The sequence below is a fragment of the Variovorax paradoxus genome, assembly GCF_009755665.1.
In the GTDB taxonomy this organism is placed as follows: domain Bacteria; phylum Pseudomonadota; class Gammaproteobacteria; order Burkholderiales; family Burkholderiaceae_C; genus Variovorax; species Variovorax paradoxus_G.
In genome coordinates, this window is sequence record NZ_CP046622.1 from 4,663,502 (window position 1) to 4,685,331 (window position 21,830).

At 65.7% G+C, this 21,830-nt stretch carries 13 protein-coding genes and 1 tRNA gene; 5 read left to right on the plus strand and 9 right to left on the minus strand.

The genetic code is table 11. The features are described from left to right. Positions 1-17 precede the first annotated feature (17 nt). Positions 18-10,820 (minus strand): cadherin-like domain-containing protein, encoded by a 10,803-nt coding sequence (locus GOQ09_RS21765; RefSeq protein WP_165442111.1) that lies wholly within the window; start codon positions 10,818-10,820, stop codon positions 18-20. Here GOQ09_RS21765 and GOQ09_RS26145 point away from each other — a divergent pair. Continuing rightward, positions 10,809-11,009, plus strand: coding sequence for a hypothetical protein (locus GOQ09_RS26145; protein ID WP_165442112.1), 201 nt, complete (start codon positions 10,809-10,811; stop codon positions 11,007-11,009). The two genes, GOQ09_RS21765 and GOQ09_RS26145, sit on opposite strands and share 12 nt — an antisense overlap. Before the next feature lie 586 nt (positions 11,010-11,595). Here GOQ09_RS26145 and GOQ09_RS21770 read toward each other — a convergent pair. The 6 genes from GOQ09_RS21770 to GOQ09_RS21795 all read right to left on the minus strand — a co-directional run bounded on the left by GOQ09_RS21770 (position 11,596) and on the right by GOQ09_RS21795 (position 16,317). Further along, a tRNA-Ser gene (locus GOQ09_RS21770) sits at positions 11,596-11,680 on the minus strand. Positions 11,681-11,712: 32 nt separating this feature from the next. After that, on the minus strand, positions 11,713-12,972 hold the full coding sequence (gene hemW, locus GOQ09_RS21775) for a radical SAM family heme chaperone HemW (RefSeq protein WP_157615628.1): 1,260 nt from the start codon (positions 12,970-12,972) through the stop codon (positions 11,713-11,715). A gap of 29 nt (positions 12,973-13,001) precedes the next feature. Next, positions 13,002-13,601 carry an RdgB/HAM1 family non-canonical purine NTP pyrophosphatase gene (rdgB, locus tag GOQ09_RS21780; RefSeq protein ID WP_157615630.1) on the minus strand — a complete coding sequence of 200 codons (600 nt, stop codon included), beginning with the start codon at positions 13,599-13,601 and terminating at the stop codon, positions 13,002-13,004. Between the two features lie 12 nt (positions 13,602-13,613). Next, positions 13,614-14,345: a ribonuclease PH gene (gene rph / locus GOQ09_RS21785; RefSeq protein WP_157615632.1), complete on the minus strand. Its 732-nt coding sequence runs from the start codon at positions 14,343-14,345 to the stop codon at positions 13,614-13,616. 62 nt (positions 14,346-14,407) lie between these two features. After that, positions 14,408-15,313 (minus strand): PP2C family protein-serine/threonine phosphatase, encoded by a 906-nt coding sequence (locus GOQ09_RS21790; protein WP_157615634.1) that lies wholly within the window; start codon positions 15,311-15,313, stop codon positions 14,408-14,410. Further along, on the minus strand, positions 15,310-16,317 hold the full coding sequence (locus GOQ09_RS21795; protein ID WP_157615636.1) for a serine/threonine protein kinase: 1,008 nt from the start codon (positions 16,315-16,317) through the stop codon (positions 15,310-15,312). Before GOQ09_RS21795 ends, GOQ09_RS21790 begins: the two co-directional genes overlap by 4 nt. A 91-nt stretch (positions 16,318-16,408) precedes the next feature. On the opposite strand from GOQ09_RS21795, the gene GOQ09_RS21800 reads away from it, so the two are divergent. The 4 genes from GOQ09_RS21800 to GOQ09_RS21815 all read left to right on the plus strand — a co-directional run bounded on the left by GOQ09_RS21800 (position 16,409) and on the right by GOQ09_RS21815 (position 20,536). Continuing rightward, on the plus strand, positions 16,409-17,323 hold the full coding sequence (locus GOQ09_RS21800; RefSeq protein WP_157615638.1) for a YicC/YloC family endoribonuclease: 915 nt from the start codon (positions 16,409-16,411) through the stop codon (positions 17,321-17,323). Positions 17,324-17,331: 8 nt separating this feature from the next. Beyond that, positions 17,332-17,952, plus strand: a complete 621-nt coding sequence (gene gmk / locus GOQ09_RS21805; protein WP_157615639.1) for a guanylate kinase — start codon at positions 17,332-17,334, stop codon at positions 17,950-17,952. Positions 17,953-17,983: 31 nt separating this feature from the next. Continuing rightward, positions 17,984-18,187, plus strand: a complete 204-nt coding sequence (gene rpoZ, locus GOQ09_RS21810; protein WP_021009011.1) for a DNA-directed RNA polymerase subunit omega — start codon at positions 17,984-17,986, stop codon at positions 18,185-18,187. 93 nt (positions 18,188-18,280) lie between these two features. After that, entirely contained in the window at positions 18,281-20,536 is a 2,256-nt protein-coding gene (locus GOQ09_RS21815; protein ID WP_157615641.1) for a RelA/SpoT family protein, read from the plus strand. A gap of 20 nt (positions 20,537-20,556) precedes the next feature. Here the strand turns inward: GOQ09_RS21815 and greB are convergent, their stop codons facing one another. After that, the gene (greB, locus tag GOQ09_RS21820; RefSeq protein ID WP_157615643.1) at positions 20,557-21,135 is read right to left on the minus strand and encodes a transcription elongation factor GreB; all 579 of its coding nucleotides are present in this window, start codon (positions 21,133-21,135) and stop codon (positions 20,557-20,559) included. Positions 21,136-21,275: 140 nt separating this feature from the next. Then, entirely contained in the window at positions 21,276-21,725 is a 450-nt protein-coding gene (locus GOQ09_RS21825; RefSeq protein WP_157615645.1) for a hypothetical protein, read from the minus strand. Positions 21,726-21,830 lie beyond the last annotated feature (105 nt).

Here is a 21,830-nt window from a genome sequence, read left to right on the forward strand (position 1 = left end):
CCGTGCGGTGGCCGGTTTCATGACTGGGCTGCGGGCACTTTGACGCGCACCGCTTCCTGCTGCTGCACGCGCACGACGTCGCGCACCGTGCCGCGTTCGCCTGCGCTCGCAGCCAGCCGGCTCGAGAAGGAGCGCGCGGCCTCCGCCGGCTCCGCGGATTGCCTGGCGCCGCCAGGTGTTGCGGGCAGCTGGATGGCTTCCGCATGCTGCGCACGCTCGGCGAGCGGCGCGGCCGAGGTTGCCGCGCCGGGCACCACGATGCGCTCGCCCTGCGGCTGCCGAGCCTGCGGGGCCTCGGCGGGCTTTTCCGCGGGTGCGGCAAAGTCCGGGAAATCGCCGAACAGGGCGTTGCCGGCATCCGGCAGCCCGGCATCCAGCCCGCGCAGCGCCTGCACCTGCCGCATTTCCTCGAGCAGGCGCAGCGACAAGGAAACGCCGTCGCGGCTCACGTGCTCGGTGTGGCTCATGTCCTGGCCGAAGCTGAAGACCCGGTTCCGGTCGACCGAGTTGTAGGCGCCGCCCGCCACGCGCGAGGCGATGGACGCCACCGCCTCCTGGCTCGCGCGATACGACTCCTGCACCGAGAACTCGACGAAGAGCGCCGGCACCATGCCCTGGGCGATGTAGCGCTGACGGGGCGCGTAGTCGTCCGGGAAGACCTCTTCGGACGTGGGCGGACGGAACTGCGAAGCGCCGCGAATCGTCACGACAAGTTGCGCCGTGCTTGTGCTGCCGTCGGCATCGGTGATGGTGTAGCTGAACACCTCGGTCAGCGTCTGCCCGTCGCCGAGCGAGGACACGCGCGAGTTGTTGCTGTCGACCGCATAGGTGTAGCTGCCGTCCGCGTTCAGCTGTAGCGTGCCGTAGGCGCCTGCCAGCGGCGCGCCGCCGATGATGCCGGGCCGCCCTTCGAACGAGAAGCCAGTCACGGGCTCGGCCACAAAATCGGCACCGATGCGGTCGCCGACGTCGCCGGGTCCACGGCCGTTCGGCCCAAACAGGTTACCCCCCACCGAGGTGGCGCCGGGCCGCGCGGTGCCGACCGAAGCCGCATCGTCGCGCGCGGTGGGCACGTCGTCGATCACCAGCACGCGCAGCGTGCCGGTCGTGCTGTCGCCGTCGCGGTCGCGCACGACCACGGCGATGTCGTCCGTCACCTCGGCGCCGCCATGCGGCTGGCGCTGGCTCAGCGTGTAGCTGTAGCTGACGGCGCCCGTTGCCGGGTCGTAGCCGGTCAGCGTGATGGTGCCCTTGTCGGTGACGATGGTGACCGGTGTCGTGCCGAGATTCGCGAGCTGTGCCGGCGTCACGGTCGTGCCGCCCACATCGATGCTGCCAAGCCCGTCGGGCGTGCGGATCACGAAGCGGCCGGTGGTCGTCTCGCTCGGGTCGTTGCCATCGCCAAGCCCGCGCTCGGAGACGGTGGCATGGCCGGTGCCGTCGGGGCCGTTGCCGTCCGTCAGATCGAGCACCACGCCGTCGTTGGCGCCGCCGATAGTGATGGTGATGGTGGCCGTCGAGGTGTCGCCGTCGGCATCGGTGATGGTGTAGCTGACCGTGTCGGTCAGCGTCTCGCCAGGCACCAGGTGTTGGACTGCGGGGTTGCCGTTGTCGAGCGTGTAGGTGTAGCTGCCGTCCGCGTTCACGACGATGCTGCCGTAGGCCATGGTCAGCGGCGAGCCCAGGCTGCCGGCCGTGCCGCCAAAGCTCACGCCGGTGACCGGCACGCCGTTGGCATTGTCCGCGCCGTTGGTGTCGTTGGCCTTGACGGCGCCGCTCACGGTGTTGGGCGCGGCATCTTCGGTGATGCTGGCCGTGTCGTTCACCGCCACCGGCACGTCGTCGACGATTCGCACCAGCAGCGTGCCGGTGTTCGTGCCGCCGCCCGCGTCGGTGACCTGCAAGGCGACCGGGTCGAAGCTCTCCGTCGCGCCGGGCTGGTTGATCGGGTTCTTGACCGTGTAGGTGTAGCTCAGCTCCCCGGCTGTGGGCACGGTGCCGCCGCCCACTGAACTGGTCACGGTGAAGCCGGTGAGCACCAGCGTGCCCTCGCCGGTGTCGATGGTGACCGGCGTGGTGCCGAGCGCCTGCAGCTGCGCCACCGTCAGCGTGGTGCCGCCGACTGTGACCGACGTCAATCCGTCGGCCGCGTCGATGGCGATGGTGCCGTTGCTGGTTTCGCGCGGGTCCGTGCCGCCGGGGCCGTCGGTGAGGCCGCTTTCGTGCACCTCGGTTTCGCCTGCCGCGGAACCGTTGCCGTCCACCGAAACGATCGATGGCCCGCTTGCAACGTCGGTACGGCCATTGATGGTGATCGTGAGCGTGGCGGACGACTCGTCGCCGTCGGCGTCGACGATGGTGTAGTCCACCGTTTCGGTCAGCGTCTCGCCGTCCTTGAGCGCGTTGACGGTGGCGTTGTCGTTGTCGAGCGTGTAGGTGTAGGTGCCGTCCGCGTTGACCACGATGCTGCCGTAGGCGGTGGTGAGCGGGAGGCCCAGCGTGCCTGCGGTGGCGCCGAAGCTCACGGCCGAGACCGGAACTGGGACCGGGACGCTGTTGTCGTCGGCGCCGTTCGTGTCGTTGAACTTCAGGTCGCCGCTGACCGTGTTCGGTGCCGCGTCCTCGCTGATGCTGGCCGTGTCGTTGTCCGCCAACGGCACGTCGTCGACGATCAGCACAGTGAGCGTGCCGCTCGCAACGTCGCCGTCTCGATCGGTCACGGTCAGCGCGAACGGGTCGGTGACTTCGCCGTTGGTGTGGTCCTGCTGCTGCGTGAGCGTGTAGCTGTAGCTCACCGCACCGGCGGTCGTATGGATGCCCGCCACGGTGGTCGGCGTGAAGCCGGTGATGCTGAGCACGCCGTCTGCTGTGGTGACGGTCAGCGGCGCGTTCGACGTGGCGGCCTGCAGTTGCGCCAACGTGAACGACGAGCCATTGACGGTGATCGAGGCCAGGCCGTCCGCCGCGCTGATTGTGAAGGTGCTGTCCGCTGTCTCGTCGGTATCGGCACCGCTGGTGAGGCCCGCCTCGAACACGGTGAGCTCGCCGGTGGCGGCGCCGTTCTCATCGTTCACCACAATGGCGGGCAGGTCGTCGGCCGGGCTTCCGTTGCCGGCGCCCGTGATCGTGATGGTGAGCTGGGCCACGTCGGTGCCGCCCGCGCCATCGGAGATGGTGTAGGTATAGACCTCGGTCAGGGTCTCGCCGGCGATCAGCGCCTGCACGCGCGCATCGGAGTTGTTGAGCGTGTAGGTGTAGTTCCCGTTGATATCGAGCGTCAGGCTGCCATAGGTGCCGGGCAGTGGCGTGCTCACGGTGCCTGCGGTGCCGCTGCCGGCCTCGAGGCCGGTGCGCACGCTGGTCACCACCAGCGCGGTGTTATCGGGATCGGTGTCGCCCTGGCCCGACACGCGGCCGGTGATGACGTTGCTGCCGACCGAGACCATGCCCTCTGTGATGTCGTGCGTGTCGTCCCTGGCCGTCGGCGCGTCGTTCGTGGCCGCGATCGTGATCGTGCCGATCAGCGGGTCGCTGTTGAGCGCGGGGCCGCCCGAATTGCCGCCGACCTGCATGTTGTTACCGTCGTTGATGACGATGGTGTAGACGCGGTCGAGGTCGGTGCCGTAGTTGGTCGGGTTGTCGCTGGTGCTGCTGTAGGTGATCGCATTCAGCACCGCCTGCACCTCGGCCACAGTGGTGTCGGCGTCGAACTGCACGACCAGGGGGACGCCATTGCCGCCCGAGACATTGACGCCCGCGGGCAATGCCGCCGGATTGACGGACAGCACGTCGCCGGCCTGGTAAACGTCGAGGCCGACAGTGATGCTGCCGGCGCCGAAGGTGCCGGTTGCCAGGCCGGGCGTGGTCGTCAGGTCGAGGTCGGTCACGGCCGAGCCTGTGAGCAGTGCCACCGGCGGGATGCTGGTGCCGGTGCCTGTCTGGCCGTTTTCGATGACGGTCGCGCCTGTCGTTCCGCCGAGAACCGGCGCATCGTTGCGCGGATCCACGGTGGTCGACAGCGTGCGGTTGACGGACCACTGACTGGTCTGATTGCCGACGGTGGCGCTGATGTCGCCTGTGCCTGCCACCACCGGCGCATCGGAGACGCGCACGGTCAGGCTGCCTGGGGCGCCGTTGTAGTCGGCAGCCGGCACGAAGCGCAGCCGCGCATCTGGCGCGAGCAGGAGTGCACTGCTGTCGGAGGCGCCGGTCGGCACGCTCGCCCAGCTCGTGCCGTTATTCGTCGAGTACTCCCAGGTGCCCTGTGCCGCGGTAGCGGCGTTGCCGACGATCGCAATGCCGCCGAAGCTGGTGGCCGCATTGCCGCCGCCGGCAATGGCGCTCTGGTTGTCGGTGGCGTCGCCGTAGCCGGGGCCGAACAGCTCGGCTGCGGTGGAGGACTGGCCCTGCTGGTCTTCCACGCCGCTCGTGAGCACGGCATCGGTCGCGGTGGGCCGGTCGTTCACATTGGCGACGCTGGTCGAAAGCACCACGGTGCCAGCGCTGTAGAGGGTGGTGCCGCCGTTGCCGGTGCCGGAGACGTCCACGTTCGAGCCGGAGACCGGGTCAACCGTGGCGCTGTCGTTGTTGGCGTCGCTCTCGACGAGGCGCACCGTCAGTGCATTCGGCGTGCCGTGGAAATTGGCCGCGGGCACGAAGCGCAGCTGCGCATTCGATGCAAGCACCAGTGCGTTCGTGTCGCTGCGCGCGCCGACGGCGGTCCAGGTCGAACCGTTGAGCGAGTACTGCCACTCGCCCTGCGCCGGATCGAGCGCGAGCCCCGTGATCGCAACGCCGAAGAAGCTGTCGGACGCGCTGCCGCCCGTGGCGCCAACGCCGCTGTTGTCGATGGCGTCGATCGCATCGGCGAAATGGCCGCCGAACAGTGCGCCCACCGTGGCGCCCGCCGCGGAGGCGCCCACGTCTTCGTTGACGGCCGCGAGGGTCTCGGTGTTGCCATTGACCACACCGGGCGCATCGTTGAGCGGATTGACTGTGAAGCTGAAAGTGCGCGTGGTAACGAGGTCGGCCGCAGTGCCGTCCTGGTACTGGAAGGTGCCGGTGGTGCTGTTGTCGCCGGGCGCCAACGTGGTGGGACGACCGCCCGTATTGCCTTCGTCGTCGACAACCACGGTCACCGTGAAGGCGCCGTTCCAATCCGTTCGCGTCGCATCGCCGGGCGCGTCCGGCAGTTGCACCGCGATGGTGTTGATGCGGCTGTTGATCTCCGCCAGCGTGCCCGTGATGGTGACCGACAAGCCGTCGCCCGCGATCACCGCGCTGCCGCCGGTGCCCGCGCCGATGCCCGTGATGGTGAAGCCCGCGGGCACCGAGACCGTGGTGGTCAGGACGCTGGTGGCCAGGGCGTCCTGGTCGGTCACGGTGATGCCCGTGATCGTGACGCTGCCGCTGCCTTCGCCCGCGGTCAGGTTGCCGGCCGCGATGTGCGCCGGATCGTTGATGGACGACGGGAACAGCGTGCGGTAGGTCGACGCGACATTGTTCGCGAGCCCGACCGGGATGGCTGCGTAAGGATCGACCACGGTCGTGGGCGGCGCCACGGTGCCGTTGCCCGCGTTGTTGTTGAGGCCGCCGTTGGCGGTTGTTTGCACGCCGGCTGTGCCTGCGTCGGTGTCTATCAGCGTCCCGGCCGCGTCGCGCAGCCGGTCGTCGGCGATGACCTCGACGCGGTAGCTCTGGTCGCCGTTGGCGAGGTCGCCGGTGAGCGCAACCTCCAGGCCGTCCAGATAGGCCTGCACCTGGGCGTGCGTGCCCCTGATGATGAGCGCACTGCCGGTACCGTCGAGCGCGGCGTCGACCGTCGCGCCGGAGGTGCCGGAGGTGGTCGAGGTAATGGTGACGCTGTTCGCGCCGTTGTAAGAGCTCAGGGGCAGGGCATTGCCGGCCGCGTCGGTGATGCGGACGGTGACCTGCAGGAAATCGGTTTCGCCATCGGTCACGTCGGCATCCGAACCGTTGCCGATGTCATTATTGACGTCGAGGTCGTCGACCACGAAACCTGGCACCGCGGTGGGCGTTGTGCCGCCGACCAGCACGACCGGCGTGCCTGTCGTGGCGCCGCCGCGTAGCGTGACGGTCGGCGCGTCGTTCACCGGCGTGATCGTCAATGCCATTGTTACGTCGGCCGGGTTGTTGGCAACGCTGCCGCTGCCGACGTCGTCGCCGATGCGCGAACCCGTGTCCTGGAAGGAAACAGTGAGCGTCACGTCGCCGCCGGCGACACCGTTGGTGTCGTGGTTGACGTTGGCTGCGCTGCGATAGGTCAGGCCGGTGGTGGCGCCGCTGTTGAGCAGCGCCTCGATGTCGCTGGCCCGGCCGGTGAGCGTCAGCGTGCCGGTGTTGTCGCCGGTGATCGTGACCGGTTGGCCACCGCCGAGGGTGAACGTGCCCTGCGCGCCGGCACCGCCGATGCCGAGGGTTCCGCTCGGCACGGAGAAGGTCACTGTGACCGGCGTATCGAACGCGGCGGACTCGGGGTCGGCAACGACGAAGCCGCCGCCGATGTAGCTCGCCTGGTCTTCGACCACCGTGGCGGTGGGCGAGGCGGTCAGCGTCGCGGGGTCGTTCTCGCTCGACGCGAAGATGCGCACCGAGGCGGCTGAGATGTTGCCGGTGATGGCGCCGGCAGCTGGCACCGCGGCGCTGTACCAGTCGTATTCGGTGTTCGGGATCGCGATGTTCGCGGTGCCCGGCGACTCGGGTTCGTTCACGGGGCCGCCGTTGGCGGTCGGCTGCACGCCGGCCGTGCCCGCATCGGCATCCAGCAGCGCGCCGGTCGTTTCGTCACGCATCCGGTCGTCGGCGATGACCTGCACCTGGTAGACCGCATCGCGGTCGTCGCCGAAGGTGACGGTCAGCCCGGCCAGTGCCGCGTTCACCTCGGCGCGCGTGCCGCGCAGCGTCAGGTAGTCGCCGGAGCCGTCGTGATTGCTGTCCATCGTCGCTGCGCCGAGCGAGGTCGTGCCGATCGTCACGCCCGTGTAGGCGCCGCCTCCGAAGGCGTTGCCACCGGCGTCGAGCAGGCGCACCGTGACCTGTACGAAGTCGGTCTCGACGCCCGCCGTGATGGTGTCCAGCTCTGAATCGGCCACGCTGAAGCCCGGCACCGGGTTGTTGGCGCCGCTCGCGCTGTCGACGGGGATCGGGTTGGTCGGCCCGCTCACCACCGGCGCATCGTTGGCGGGCGTGACGTAGATCCAGAACTGGTTGTTCTGCTGTTCCTTGTCGCCGTCGCCGAGGCTGAAGCGGAAGGAATCGGTCGGCGAGGCCGGATAGGTCGCGCCGTTCGATTCGGTGCCGCCATGCAGGTAGTAAATGCGTCCCGCCTGCACATCGGCTTCGGTGAAGCTGGAGCCGACGCCCAGGCGCAGGAAGGTGAGGCCGTCGGTCGAATAGGCGATGCTGCCCTGCGCCGCCGCGGTGGTGATGGTGTACTGCACCTGCGTGGTGGTGCTGTCCGGATCGAAGGCGGAGAGCATGGCCGTCGTGATCCGCGCATAGCCGCCTTCGGCGACGGTGAGCGGCTCGTTGTGGGAGAAAGCGTCCGGATCGGCCTTCGTCGGATCAGTCGCGATCCGCGGCGCATCGTTGACGTTGGTGATCTGGATCGTCACGGTCGCTGTGTTCGACGTGGCGCCCCAGCGGTCGATCGCGACCACGTCGAAGCTCGTGTTGCGCACTTCGGAGCCATCGCTCACGAAGCGCAGGCCGGTGGTGCCGGCCGCACCGGTGATCAACGACGCGGCCAGAGGGGTATTGACCGCCACATTGCTCCAATTGAGACCGCCGTCGAGCGAATACTGCAGCGTGCCGCCGGGCGGCAACGCGAGGACCTGGAATTGCAGCGCGCCCGCGCCGCTCGCGGCATTGTCGAACGCGTAGTTGCTGCCGCCGCCAGGCAGCGTGGCCGAACTTTCCAGATAGCCCTCGCTGAGCACATCGTCCGGATCGTTGATCCGGATCTGATCGGTCGTGATGTAGGCCGTGCCGCCTTCGGGAATCACGGTGTTGGAGGAGCCCGTGGTAACGGGCGCGTCGTTGACCGGCCTCGCATAGAAGCTGAAGCTCGTGGTCCACGAGTCGGCCTGCACGCCGCCATTGCCATCGCTGACCAGCACGCCGGCCGACGCCGACAGCTGCACGCTCGATTCGAAGTCCTCGCTGGCGCCGTCGTGCACGAAGCGGACCCTGTTGGCGTTGAGGTCGGCCTGCGTGAAGGTATCGAAGACGCCAAGGTCGACCCAGCTGTTGGTGGCCGTGTCGAAGCGCTGCAGGGCGCCGTTCCATTCGCCGTCGCTCTCGCCGTCGTCGCCGCCACTGAGGCCCAGAACGGTGTAGACCACCTGATTGGGCGAGACGCCGCCGACCGTGTAGCTGAGCCCTGGCGTGACACTGAAGTCGGCGCCGGTGCCCGACAGGATGATGACGCCACCTTCGCTAAGGGTGCCGCGCGACACGCCGGCGGTATTGGTGCCCGCATAGCTCGAATCGGCATGAGCGGCCGTGTTGTCCAGCGGCACCAGAGCGCCTCCGTTACCTGCGGGCGTTTGCGCGAGGTTGATCGTGAAATTGAAGGTGCGCAGGCTGTCGTCGCCATGGTCGCCCGGGGTGCCGTTGTCGTCGTACTGGCCGCCGTCGCGCAGGACCGGCGTGCCGTCCGCATTCCAGTGCACGCTTGTCGTGTTGTCGCGGACCTGGAACTGGAAGTTGTCGATATCGCCCGCGTTCGCACCGAGCTGCTGCACGTACTTGACGCGGCCGGCCTTGACGTCGGCGACCGTGAAGGTGCCGCCGTTCGGCAACTCCTTCCCGTTCAGCAGCAGGCGGCCCTGGTTCATGCCGGCTTGCGAAACCACGGCGATGGTCAGGCGCTCGTCGCTCGAGTCGACGTCCATCGCATTCAGCATGGCTGCGGTCAGCGTCACCATGTAAGGGCCGCTGCCATCGCCTGCCGCGGTTACGGTGGCCTCGAGGCTGCTGCCAGGAACGAGCGCCGGCTCGTCGTCGGTCGGCCGGATGTTCAGAGCGATGGTCGTGCTGGCGGTCAGCGCCGCGCCGGCGCCGGCGCCGCCGCCGCCGTCGGTGATCTGGACGCCAAAGCCGTCGGCGAATGGGTAGCCGGTCGCCGGGTCGACATCGGCGTCGCGGTTGCCGGTGTTGGCATAGGTCAGGCCGCCGCGTGCACCGTAGGCGAACACAAAGCCGGAGCCTGTATCGATGTCGGCCTGCGTCACGGGTCGGTTGGTAACCGTCTGCAGGACTCCATTGATGGTCACCGCCCCGGTATAGAACAGGGTTCCGTCGCTTGGCAGGCTGGTCAGCCGCACCATGAGTGCCGATTCGCCGTCGTCGCCGCCGCCCTCCGCCACGATGAAGTTGCCGACCACGGAAGCGGGATTGCCGCCGCTGTCGAGCGCATTGGCCGGCTGGCCTTCGAGGATGTTGCCCGAGCCGCTCACGGACGGAGCCTGGTTCTGCGGCGTGACGTTCAGCGTGATCGTGGCCGTATCGGAGCGGTTCGCCAAGGTGGCACCGTCGTTGATCTGCACGGCAAAGCCGTCCTGGGTGTTCTGGTCGACACCAGTTGCCGTGTGAACGTAGACCACGAGGCCGGCGATGACGTCTTGCTGCGTGAACACGCTGCCAATGCCCAGGCGCGTGCCGTTGAGCGTCAGGTAGCCGTAGGCCGGCGCAACCGTGAGGCCGTAGACGATCTGACTCGGCACCTGGGTGCCGAGCGTCACTTCGGGATCGATCGCATTCAGTGTCGCAACGGTGATCGTGGTGCTGCCGATTTCGGAAACGGCCTGGGCCGTGTCCGCAACGGCGACCGAATCGTTGGACGGCGTGACTGTCACGTCGAGGGCGCGGTTCGCGGTGAGCGCGGGCGCTTCGGAATCGGTGACGTTGACGAGAATTCGCGTGCTCGCGGCCGTGGTGCCGAGCTCGACATTGGCCGAGGTGAACACCAGCTGGTTCACCCAGATGTTCGCGTTCGCCACGCTGCCGGTGAAGCTGAAGCCGCCGGCGATGGCGCTCACGCCCGTGGTGCTGGCCGAAGACAGCGTGCCCACGGACGGATTTTCCACAACCACGGTGACGGTCACGTTGCCCGATCCGTCGTCGGTGATGGTCCAGCCACTCAGGGTCGCGCGGTCGGCGCCGACCGCGTTGAGATCACTCGGTTCCGCCACGGTCAGGCGGGTCGCGGTGGTTGCCACCGTCGGGGCCGCCATCAGGCCGTCGAAATCCGCGGCCGCGAAGCTGCGCGCCTCGATGACGCCGGTCGCGGATTCGAGCGCCCAGTCTGCGCCGCGCGCCGCGGCACCGGTGGCGTCGGAGGAGGATGCGACGTCCGCGCCGGTCAGATTGGCCAGGGCCAGTGAGAACTGCGCGCCGTCGGCCGCCACGTCGCAGCCGTAGAGCAGGATGTCGGCATTGGCGCTCAGGCTTGCACCGATGGCGCGCCAGGCTTCTGCCGAACCGTTGAGCGAAGCCGTGTCGACCTGCTCGTTGCCGAGGGTGATCTCCCCCGTGCTGCCATGGCTCAGGATGTGCAGCGCGGTAATCCCGCTCTGGCCGCTGAGTGCGTTGGCAAGCTGCTGAACGCCGGAAGAGCCGGAATCAAGCAGGATCAGCTGTGCGCCCGGCGGCACTGCGGCGGCAAGCTGCTGCCAACCGGCGATGTTCTGGTCGACGACATAGACCTCGTGGGGCGCCGTTGCCGCAGGCTGGACCGGCTCGGCGGTGGCATGCTCGGCCACGGCCTCATGCGGAGCGGGCTGCGCTTGAACTGGCATTTCGGGCGCAGGCGCGTGGTGCGCGTCGGCCGGCGCCGCATCGGCATGCGCCGCGGCCTCGACGATGGCGGCACCATCAAAAAGCTGGCGGCTCTCGAGTGCGAATCGGTGGGCACGAGGACGAAGAAATTTGAGCTTGGGCATGAAAGTTTTCAGCTGACCGCGGCTGCGCAACTGTTCTCGATCTGAAACAATTGTTAACGGCGGCGCGATTTTGATTGCAAACTCGCCATTTGCCCAAGAATCCAAGATGCAACCCTCATCGCCTCCTAACTAGTCTAAGTTGTTGTCAACAAAGGAAAATCCGCTAACAATCACTATCAATGGCACCATTGCCTTAGAGAAAGCGGACCAATCCGTGAAATAGTCCACAAGTCCGTGTTACAGATTTGTCGCAGTTGGGCCGCAGTTTTTGGAGCACGGCTGGAGCGACCGGACGGCCGTTACGTCGGACCGTCGCGCTGGTTGGTGCGGTCTCATGTCTCAGACCGGCTCAGCGTGATCCACAGGAATCGTTGAACGAGCGGTCAAAAAAGCTGGTTGGACGGCCGCTGGCCATGTCTTTCGAGCGGCCCGCCGCGCCTTGGCGCCGGCCTCTTCGAGGGCGAGCTAGCGTGCTGCGAAGCTAGGGTTTGAGCCGCCGCCCACGCGGCCAGTGAGTACGGCTTGTGCAAAGGGGCCCCAAAAAGCCCACCCGAGCGTAAAAAGAAAAGGGGGAAAAACGTGGGCAAAGTGCCTGCTCTGCTGCAAACCCGCATAGATATTGGGCTGCCGGCGGAGAGTGTGAGATTCGAACTCACGGACGCTTTCACGTCGGCAGTTTTCAAGACTGCTGGTTTAAACCACTCACCCAACTCTCCGGAACCGTCGATTTTATGCTGACGCCGGCCCTTCAATCCTCGGGGAGGAAAAGCGTCTGCAGGTCGCTCAAAAAATCCAGCCCGCGTTCGGTGGGCCACACGCGGTGCAGGTCGCGGGCGATGAGGCCCTTGCGCTCGGCTTCTTCCAAACCTTTTTGAATGCTGGTCATGGCAAGGCCGGTGCGCTCGCTGAACTGGGGCAGCGTAAAGCCTTCTTTAAGGCGCAGCGCGTTCAGCATGAACTCGAACGGCAGGTCGGCCAGCGCAACCTCGTCGCTTTGCGATACGGCCATGCCGGCACTGGCGTTTTGCATGTACAGGCGCGGCTCGCGAAAGCGTACCTGCCGCACGATGCGGTGCGCAAAGCTCAGCTTGCTGTGGGCGCCGGCGCCAATGCCAAGGTAGTCGCCAAACTGCCAGTAATTGAGGTTATGCGCGCAGGTGTGGCCGCTGCGCGCATAGGCAGAAACCTCGTAGCGCGACATGCCGCTGGCAGCGGTTCGCTCTGTAATGCGGTCGAGCATGGCGTAGGCCAAATCATCTTCCGGCAGCGCGGGCGGAAACTTGGCGAACCAGGTGTTGGGCTCAATGGTGAGGTGGTACACCGATATGTGCGGCGGCGCGAGCGCCAGCGCTTGGCTCAGGTCGGCGTCCAGGCCCTCGATGGTCTGGCCCGGTAGGGCGTACATCAGGTCGAGGTTGAAGGTGTCGAACGCGCTGGCAGCCTCTTCCACGGCGGCAATGGCCTGGGCGCGGTCGTGCACGCGGCCAAGTGCTTTCAGGTGCTCGTCATTGAAGCTTTGCACGCCCACTGAAAGGCGGGTAACGCCGGCGCTGCGATAGGCGCGAAAGCGGTTGCGCTCGAAGGTGCCGGGGTTGGCTTCGAGCGTTATTTCGCACTCGGGCGCTAGCTTGAGGCGAGCGCGCACGTCGCCCAGCAGGCGGTCTATGGCCTGGGGCGAAAAGAGGCTGGGCGTTCCGCCGCCGATAAAAATGGTGTGAACTGTGCGACCCCAGATCAGAGGCAGCGCGGCGTCCAGGTCGGCAATCAGCGCATCGAGGTACGCGGCTTCAGGAATGCCCTCGGCCTCGGCCTCGCTGGCGGCGCGCCACTCGTGCGAGTTGAAGTCGCAGTAGGGGCACTTGCGCAGGCACCACGGCAAATGAATGTAGAGCGACAGGGGCGGCAGCGCGGCCAGTTGCAGCGGGCCGGGGCGCATCCAGTGCAGCACGTCGTTGGCCTGCGGGGCGCCCGCGGCCTGCGCCGGCTGAATAGGGAACACGGTGGCCATTGGGTTCAGTCAGTCAGTCAGCCCGTCGGTCAGAACCAGCGTTCGCGCATCAGGGCGAGCATGGCCTTTGCCGCCTGGCCGCGGTGGCTGTTGGCGTTTTTTACTTCGGGCGGCAGTTGGGCAAAGGTTTTGCCAAAGCTGGGCAGGTACATGACGGGGTCGAACCCGAAGCCGTTGTCGCCAATGGGCGCCTGCGTAATTTCGCCGACCACGCGGCCTACGGCGATGAGGGGCTCGGGGTCGTCGTGGCCGCGCAGCGCAACCAGGGTGCTGACGAGCGCGGCGCGGCGGTTGGCGACGCCGTTCAGCTGCTCGAGCAGGGTCTTCACGTTGTTGGCGTCGCCCTTGGCGTAGCCGAACTGGGTGGCATAAAACGCGGTGTCGACGCCGGGCAGGCCGCCGAATGCATCAACGCACAGGCCGGCGTCGTCTGCAATGGCGGGCAGGCCGGTGGCGGCGCTGGCATGGCGCGCCTTGGCCAGGGCATTTTCTACAAAGGTGCGAAACGGCTCTTCGGCCTCTCCCACGCCAAGTGCCGATTGGGGCACGAGCGTGACCGACAGCTCCGCAAACAGCTGCTGCAGCTCGGCCAGCTTGCCGGCGTTGTTTGATGCCAGGACCAGTTGCATTGCCGCCATTGCTTATTTAGCGAGCAAAACCTGCTGCTGCACGACGATGAGTTCGCCAATGCCCTTTTCGGCCAGGCCAAGCAGGATGTTCATCTCGTCGCGCGAAAACGCCGCGCCTTCGGCGGTGCCCTGCACTTCGACAAAGTGGCCGGCGCCGGTCATCACCACGTTCATGTCGGTGTCGCAGGCGGAGTCTTCGGTGTATTCCAGGTCGAGCAGCGGCGTGCCACCGACGATGCCGACAGAAATAGCTGCCACGTGGCCCCGGATGGGCGTTGCGGGAATGGTGCCGGCGGCCAGCAGCTTGTTGACGGCGTCTTGCGCGGCAACAAAGGCGCCGGTAATGGCGGCGGTGCGGGTGCCGCCGTCGGCCTGGAGCACGTCGCAGTCGAGGTGAATGGTGCGCTCGCCCAGGGCGGCCAGGTCGAACACGGCGCGCATCGAGCGGCCGATAAGGCGCTGGATTTCTTGCGTGCGGCCGGTCTGCTTGCCCTTGGCGGCTTCGCGGCTGCTGCGGGTGTGGGTGGCGCGCGGCAGCATGCCGTATTCGGCGGTAACCCAGCCTTCGCCGCTGCCCTTTTTGTGCGGGGGCACGCGCTCTTCAACGGATGCGGTGCACAGCACGCGGGTTTGGCCGAATTCGATGAGCACCGAGCCTTCAGCGTGAATGGTGAAGCCGCGGGTCATGCGAACGGGGCGCAGCTGGTCGGCGGCACGGCCGCCGCTTCGTGTGAAAGCAGTCATTTTTTAGAGGTGTGTAAGAGACAAAAGCGGGGGCAGCCCCGCAAGCCGAAGCAGCCCTGGAATCAGATTTTCTTGGCAGCAGAGCGGCGAATGGCTTCGTTGATTTCGGCAATGGAGCGCTCGATGGCGTCTTCGTCCATGTCGTCGATCTCGCCATCGGAGGGCATGCCGGCCTGGATGGTGGAGGCAAACACGCCGTCGTCGATGGTTTCGGTCGAAACGCCGCGGTCTTCGCGCTTTGAATCGGACATTTCCCATTCGAGCGCAATGAGCGTGACGTTGTCGCTGTGGGCGCCGCCTTTGCGAAGCGCCATTTCAGCCAGGTCTGGCGCGGCGTCGGACACGGGCTTGTCGGAAGACAGGGTGTGCACGATGACGGCGTCGTCGAGCACGCCCCACACGCCGTCGGAGCACAGCATGATGCGGTCGCCGCGCTGCAGTTGCAGCGGGGCAGAAATATCGAACAGCGGCGTGGTCGGCGAGCCCAAGCAGGTGAGCAGCAGGTTGCGGTTGACGGGCATGTCAGAGCCCTGCGGGCGCGGGCGCTCGGCATGCGAATGGTCGCGCGTGCGGGTGAGCAGGCGGCCGTCGCGCACCACGTAAAGGCGCGAGTCGCCGCAATGCATCCAGGTGGCCGTGGTGCCCTGGAGCACGGCCGCAACCACGGTGGTGCGGGGCGTGTCGAGCATGGCCTTGTTGCTGGCGTACCGCATGATCTGCTGGTGCGCCGCCATGGCCGATTCAGCCAGAAAGGCCTTTACGTCCTTGACCGTTGGGCGGGCTTCACGCTGGTACAGCGCCGCAATGGTCTGCAACGCGAGCTGGGCCGCAACCTCGCCCTCGGGGTGGCCGCCCATGCCGTCGGCCAGCACAAAAAGGCCGGACTCCCGCGTGTAGCAATAGCCCATGCGGTCTTCGTTCTTGACGCGGCCGCCTTTTCGGCTGACCTGGAATACCGAGAATTTCATGCCGGACGGGTGGTAGGTGCCGCGGCCCTGGGCAGGGCCTTCTTATCGAAGGAGCGGATGTTGTCGAATGAAAGCCGCACCTTCTCGCCAACGGTGAGCTTGGTGTAGCGCCGCTCGCCTTCGCGGCTGAGTTCTTTTTGCAGCGCAAAGACCGACTGCGGGCGGGAGAGCGGGTCGAGCGACATGCACCATTCAACCACTTCGATGAGGTTGTCGGAGTACACGCCGCGCAGGCGCGACAGCGACAGGCTGAGCCGGTCTTTCTCGATGCGGCGCGGCGCGTCGTTGGGCGGGTAGCCCTGCATGCAGGCGTAGATGCAGGCGCCAATGGCGTAGATGTCGGTCCAGGGGCCCATGGACGAGTCGCGCCGGTACATCTCGGGCGCGGCAAAGCCAGGGGTGTACATGGGGCGGATGAAGATGCCCTCTTTGCTGAGCACTTCGCGTGCGGCACCAAAGTCGATCAGCACCGCGCGGTCTTCGTCGGTGACAAAGATGTTGGCGGGCTTGATGTCCAGGTGGAGCATCTTGTACTGGTGCACGATGCGAAGGCCGCGCAGAATTTCATCGAAAAGCGAGCGGATGGTCGATTCGCGGAAGACCTTGGGCCGTTTCAGGTCGCGCGCGGTCACCACAAAGTCCTGCAGGGTGGCACCCTCCAGGTAGTTCATGACCATGTAGACGGTTTCGTTCTCGCGGAAAAAATTGAGAACGCTGACCACCGAGGCATGCGAGATTTGCGCGAGCGAGCGCCCTTCTTCGAAAAAGCTCTTCAGGCCGAGCCGGTAGAGCGAGAGCTTTTCGGGCGCAACTTCGGGCGTGAGCTCGCCCGGCCCGCGCGTTGCAAGCGAGGAAGGCAGGTATTCCTTGATGGCAACCTGCTGTCCGCTGGGGTCGATGGCGAGATAGACGACGCCAAACCCGCCTGCTGAAAGCCGGCGAACGATGCGGTAACCGCCAATGACCGTATCGGGCGGCAGGGGCGAAGGCTTGACCTTTGACATAATCCGGGAGTTTCGCCCGAAGGCGATGGTGCGGCAAGCGAACGCCATGCCGACGCCTCGGTGCATACAGCAAAAACCACAGTGAGGCGCAATGCCAGTTTACAGCATGACCGGCTATGCCAGTGGCCAGAACGGCCCCGTTGGCAGCCACTCCGAAGCCGAAGCACGGCCTAGCGCCGCAGGCCGACTCGGGGTCGAAATACGCTCGGTCAACAGCCGCTTTCTCGACCTCACATTCAAGCTGCCGGAAGAACTGCGCCAGCATGAAACCGCACTGCGCGAGCTGCTCACGGGCAAGCTGAAGCGCGGCAAGGTCGAGGTGCGGGCCGCCATCGAAAACACGGCCCAGGGCGGCATTGCCGAACCCTCGGTCAAGCTGCTGCAGCGGCTGAACGGCGTGCAGGACGGCATCAAGGCCTGGCTGCCCGGCGCCCGCGAACTGAGCGTGGCCGACGTATTGCGGCTGGCCGGCGGCGACGGCACCACCCGCGGCGACTGGGGCAGCGACCTGCTCGACGTGGCCGGCAAGGCGCTGGAAGCGCTGATGTCCGCCCGCCAGCGCGAAGGCGCGCGGCTCGCCAAGATGCTGGAAGCCCATCTGGCCCAGTTGCGTACGCTGGTCGAACAGGCCGGCCCGCTGATTCCGCAACTGGTCGAGCAGCAGCGCGCGCGCTTCCTGGAGCGCTGGCAAGAGGCCATGGGCCTGACGGGCGGCACCCTGCCCGAGGCGGCGCAAGACCGGGCGCTGAACGAAGCCACGGCTTTTGCGATTCGCATCGACGTGGCGGAAGAGCTCACGCGCCTCAATTCGCACCTGGACGAAATCGAGCGGCTGCTGAAGAAGGGCGGCGAAATCGGCAAGCGGCTGGACTTTTTGATCCAGGAGCTGCACCGGGAGGCCAATACACTGGGCTCCAAGTCCGCAGCGCTGGAGCTCACCCGCATTGGCGTGGACATGAAGGTGCTGATCGAGCAGATGCGCGAACAGGTACAAAACATCGAATGAGCGAGCGAATGGACTATCCAGGCAACATCTTTGTCGTGGCGGCACCCAGCGGTGCCGGCAAATCGAGCCTGGTCAAAGCGCTCATGGAACTGGACACGGCCGTTCAGCCCTCGGTTTCGCACACCACCCGGCCGCCGCGCGGGCAAGAAAAACACGGCCGGGAGTACTTTTTTACCTCGCCCTCGGAGTTCGACGCCATGATTGCCGCGGACGGCTTCGTGGAATGGGCCCATGTGCACGGGCACCGGTACGGCACCTCCAAAAAGGCCATCGAAGAGCGGATTGTCCAGGGGGCAGACGTCATTCTCGAAATCGACTTCCAGGGCGCGATCCAGATCCGCAAGACTTTTGCGAACGCGGTCATGATTTTCATCCTGCCGCCAAGCTGGGAAGAACTGCGCTCCCGGCTGGAGCGGCGCGGGGAAGACAGCGCCGCCGTCATCGAGCTGCGGCTGAAGAATGCCGCCGAAGAGATGGCCCGGGCGGGGGAATTCGACTTCGTTATAATCAACGAGTTATTTGAGCGCGCGCTTTTCGATCTCAAGGCGATCGTCCACGCTCAGCGGCTTCGGTACTCTGCACAGCGCCGCGCACGTGCCGACACATTCGCCGCACTGAACATCCCCTGATTTCCTGCTCACCGACCGAAAGATTCTGATCATGGCCCGCATCACCGTCGAAGATTGTCTGCTTCAGATCCCCAACCGTTTCCAACTGGTTCTGGCCGCCACCTACCGTGCGCGCATGCTGAGCCAAGGCCACGCGCCCAAGATCGAGAGCAAGAACAAGCCCGCCGTCACCGCCCTGCGCGAAATCGCCGAAGGCAAGATCGGCATCGAAATGCTCAAGAAGGTGCCGGGCTGATCTGACGCAGCCCTGCAACGAAAAGGCACCGCAAAGCGGTGCTTTTTTTACGTCTGGACGCGTCCATACAGCGGTCACGCTAAAGTGGTAGCCATGAGTGCGGTTGCCAAACATCAGTCCCATGCCCCTTCGGGCATGCCAAAGCCGAGCCCGGCGGCGCTGAATGCGGCCGCCGCAAGCTTTGCCGCGCTGACGGCCAGGCTCGATTACCTGAGCCCCGAAGACACCGAGCTGGTCCGCCGCGCCTACCGCTTTGCCGACGAGGCTCACCTGGGCCAACTGCGCAACAGCGGCGAGCCCTACATTACGCACCCGATTGCCGTGGCTGCGCAATGTGCCGAATGGAAGCTCGACGCGCAGGCCCTGATGGCCGCCCTGCTGCACGACGCCATCGAAGATTGCGGCGTCACCAAGCCGGAACTGATCGAGCGCTTTGGCGCCCCAGTTGCCGAGCTGGTCGACGGGCTCACCAAGCTCGACAAGCTGCAGTTCAACACGCGCGAAGAAAACCAGGCCGAATCGTTCCGCAAGATGCTGCTGGCCATGGCGCGCGACGTGCGCGTCATTCTGGTCAAGCTGGCCGACCGCACGCACAACATGCGCACGCTGGACGATGCGCCGCGCGAAAAATGGGCCCGCATCTCGCGCGAAACGCTCGAGATCTATGCGCCCATCGCGCACCGGCTCGGCCTGAACCAGACTTATCGGGAGCTGCAAGAACTCTCGTTCCGACACCTGAAGCCTTGGCGCTACGCCACGCTGTCCAAGGCTGTGGCCAAGGCGAGAGGCCGTCGGCGCGACCTGATCCAGAAGGTGCAGAAAGAGGTCGAAACCGCCTTCTCGGCCGCCGGCATGACGCTGCGGATTGCGGGCCGCGAAAAAACGCTCTATTCGATCTACCGCAAGATGGAAGAAAAGCACCTGAGCTTTGCCCAGGTGACCGACATCTACGGTTTTCGGCTGATCGTGCCAAACGTGATCGCCTGCTACACGGGCCTGGGCATCCTGCACCAGATGTACAAGCCGCTGCCGGGCAAGTTCAAGGACCACATCGCCATTGCCAAGCTCAACGGCTACCAGTCGCTGCACACCACGCTGGTGGGCCCGGCGGGTGTGAACGTGGAATTTCAGCTGCGCACCGAGGCCATGCACGTGGTAGCCGAATCGGGCGTGGCGGCGCATTGGCTCTACAAAGCCGCGGAGCCGAATGCGGCCAGCAATGACCGGCTTGGCACCAAGTGGCTGCAGTCGCTACTCGACATTCAGGACGAAACCCGTGACGCGGCCGAGTTCTGGGACCACGTCAAGGTCGACCTGTTTCCCGATGCCGTTTACGTGTTCACGCCCAAGAGCCAGATTCTGGCGCTGCCGCGCGGTGCCACGGTGGTCGACTTTGCCTACGCCATTCACAGCAACATCGGCGACCACACCTCCGCCGCGCGGATCAACGGCGACCAGGTGCCGCTGCGCACCGAGCTGAAAAACGGCGACGTGGTCGAGGTGATTACCGCGCCGGTGTCAACGCCCAACCCGGCCTGGCTCGGCTTTGTTCGAACGGGCCGCGCGCGATCCAAGATCCGCCACTATTTGAAGACGCTGGCGCACGCCGAGTCTGAAGGGCTCGGCGAAAAACTGCTGGCGCAGGCGCTGCGTGCCGAAGGCCTTAGCAAGCTGCCGGCCGACGACGCCGAGCACCAGGCGCTGTGGGAAAAGCTGCTGCGCTTTACCGGCAACCGCACCCGCGCCGAGCTGCTGACTGACATCGGCCTGGGCAAGCGAATTGCCAGCATCGTGGCCAAGCGGCTCGTGGCCATGCTCTCCGAACTGGGCGAGCGGCCGGATGCACTGCTGCTGAGCCGCGAGCGCTTCATTTCGCACGAAACCATTTCGCAGGGCGCCGTGACGCTGGACGGAAGCGAAAACTCCTCCGTTCGCTTTGCACTGTGCTGCCGACCGATTCCGGGTGACGAGATCGTCGGCTATCTGGGGCACGGCGAGGGCCTGGTGGTGCACACCGAAAGCTGCGGTGTCGGCCAACGCTTGCGGCATAAGGACAGCGAGCGCTTTTTCGCAGTCGAATGGGCCGACGAGCCGACCCGCGCGTTCGAAACCGGCGTGGTGATTACCGTGCGCAACGACAAGGGCGTGCTCGCACGGGTGGCTGCAACGCTGGCGGATGCCGAGGCCGACATCACGCACGTCGAAATGGCCGATGAAACGCCGCAAGATTCGACCGACCTGCGCTTTGTGATTGCCGTGCGCGACAGAAGCCACCTTGACGCGGTGTTGCGCGCGGCGCGGCGAACTGCTTCCGTGCTGACGGCGGCGCGAACGGTTCCCGCGCCCTGAAATGCCCGCCCGCGGCAGTTTTATGCCGCGGTGCCTGACCCCGGAGCGGGATAGCTCACGGACAGCAGCTCGACCTCATGCGTGCCGCCGGGCGTTACGAGCTTCACCACATCGCCTTCGCGCGACTTGAGCAGGGCCCGGGCAATGGGCGAGATCCAGCTGACCTGCGACTGGGCGCTGTCCGCCTCATCGATGCCCAGGATGGTGACGCTGCGTTCGTCGCCCGTTTCATCGGCATAGCGCACCGTGGCGCCAAAAAAGACCTGGTCGCTGCCGTGGTGCACCGAGGGATCGGTCACTTCGGCAATCTCTAGCCGCTTGGTCAGAAAGCGGATGCGTCGGTCGATTTCTCGCAGGCGCTTTTTGCCGTAGAGATAGTCGCCGTTTTCGGAGCGATCGCCATTCTTGGCGGCCCAATGCACCGCCTCGACGACCTTGGGACGCTCTTCATCCATCAATTGCAGCAATTCATCGCGCAGCCGGGCATAGCCGGCCGGCGTGATGTAGTTTTTGCTTCCGCTCGGCAACGCGGGGCCGGCGCTTTCGCCGCCATCGTCGTCTTCGTCGGCGTCTGTTTCCTTGGTGAATGCTTTGCTCAAGGCAAAACCTCCGAATTTAAAAAGGCCCGCAACTTTCGTTGCAGGCCTTCATGATGAAGTGCGGCGAACTCCTGAGTCGCCCGTTCAACATATTGTGCCCCGATGCATGGGCGCGAGGCCTGGGGACCGGGCCGGCTTGCTCACCCCAGGTCGGAGCGCTTGCAGTCGAAGACCACGCTTTGCTCGACGGCGCGCAACGCGGGTACCTTGTTCACAAAAGTCACGCCAGCGCTTATCAGGCGCCACTCCGTGGTCTTGAACAGCTTGAAGAGGCTCGTGGTTTCGACCCCGACCGTCGGGATGGAGTTGAAGACATAGACGGGCTCGCCGGACTGGTTGTCTTCCATGTTCACCAGGTCCGCTCTCAGCTTGCCCATGGTTTCCGTGTCTTTCGTTCTGGAGCGAACGACGTCCATGTTGACGGTGCGAGAGTGCTCGTCGATCGAGATCCTGCGGATCGAATTGAGAGGCGAGGCGGTTCCGCTGTTTGCGCCCGGAATGCAGGTGATCTTTCCTGCCCAGGTCGAACCTGTGGCCAAGGACAGCAAGAAAAGGAGCGGAAATGCGATTCTTTTTGCGTGGGTACCCATGATTCACTCTAAGCCGTTTCCCCGGCCGGCAGGGTTCGACCTACGTCGTATGGACTAATTGTTACGGCATCAATAAACGTTAACATTTTCGTCTTCACGTGAAAT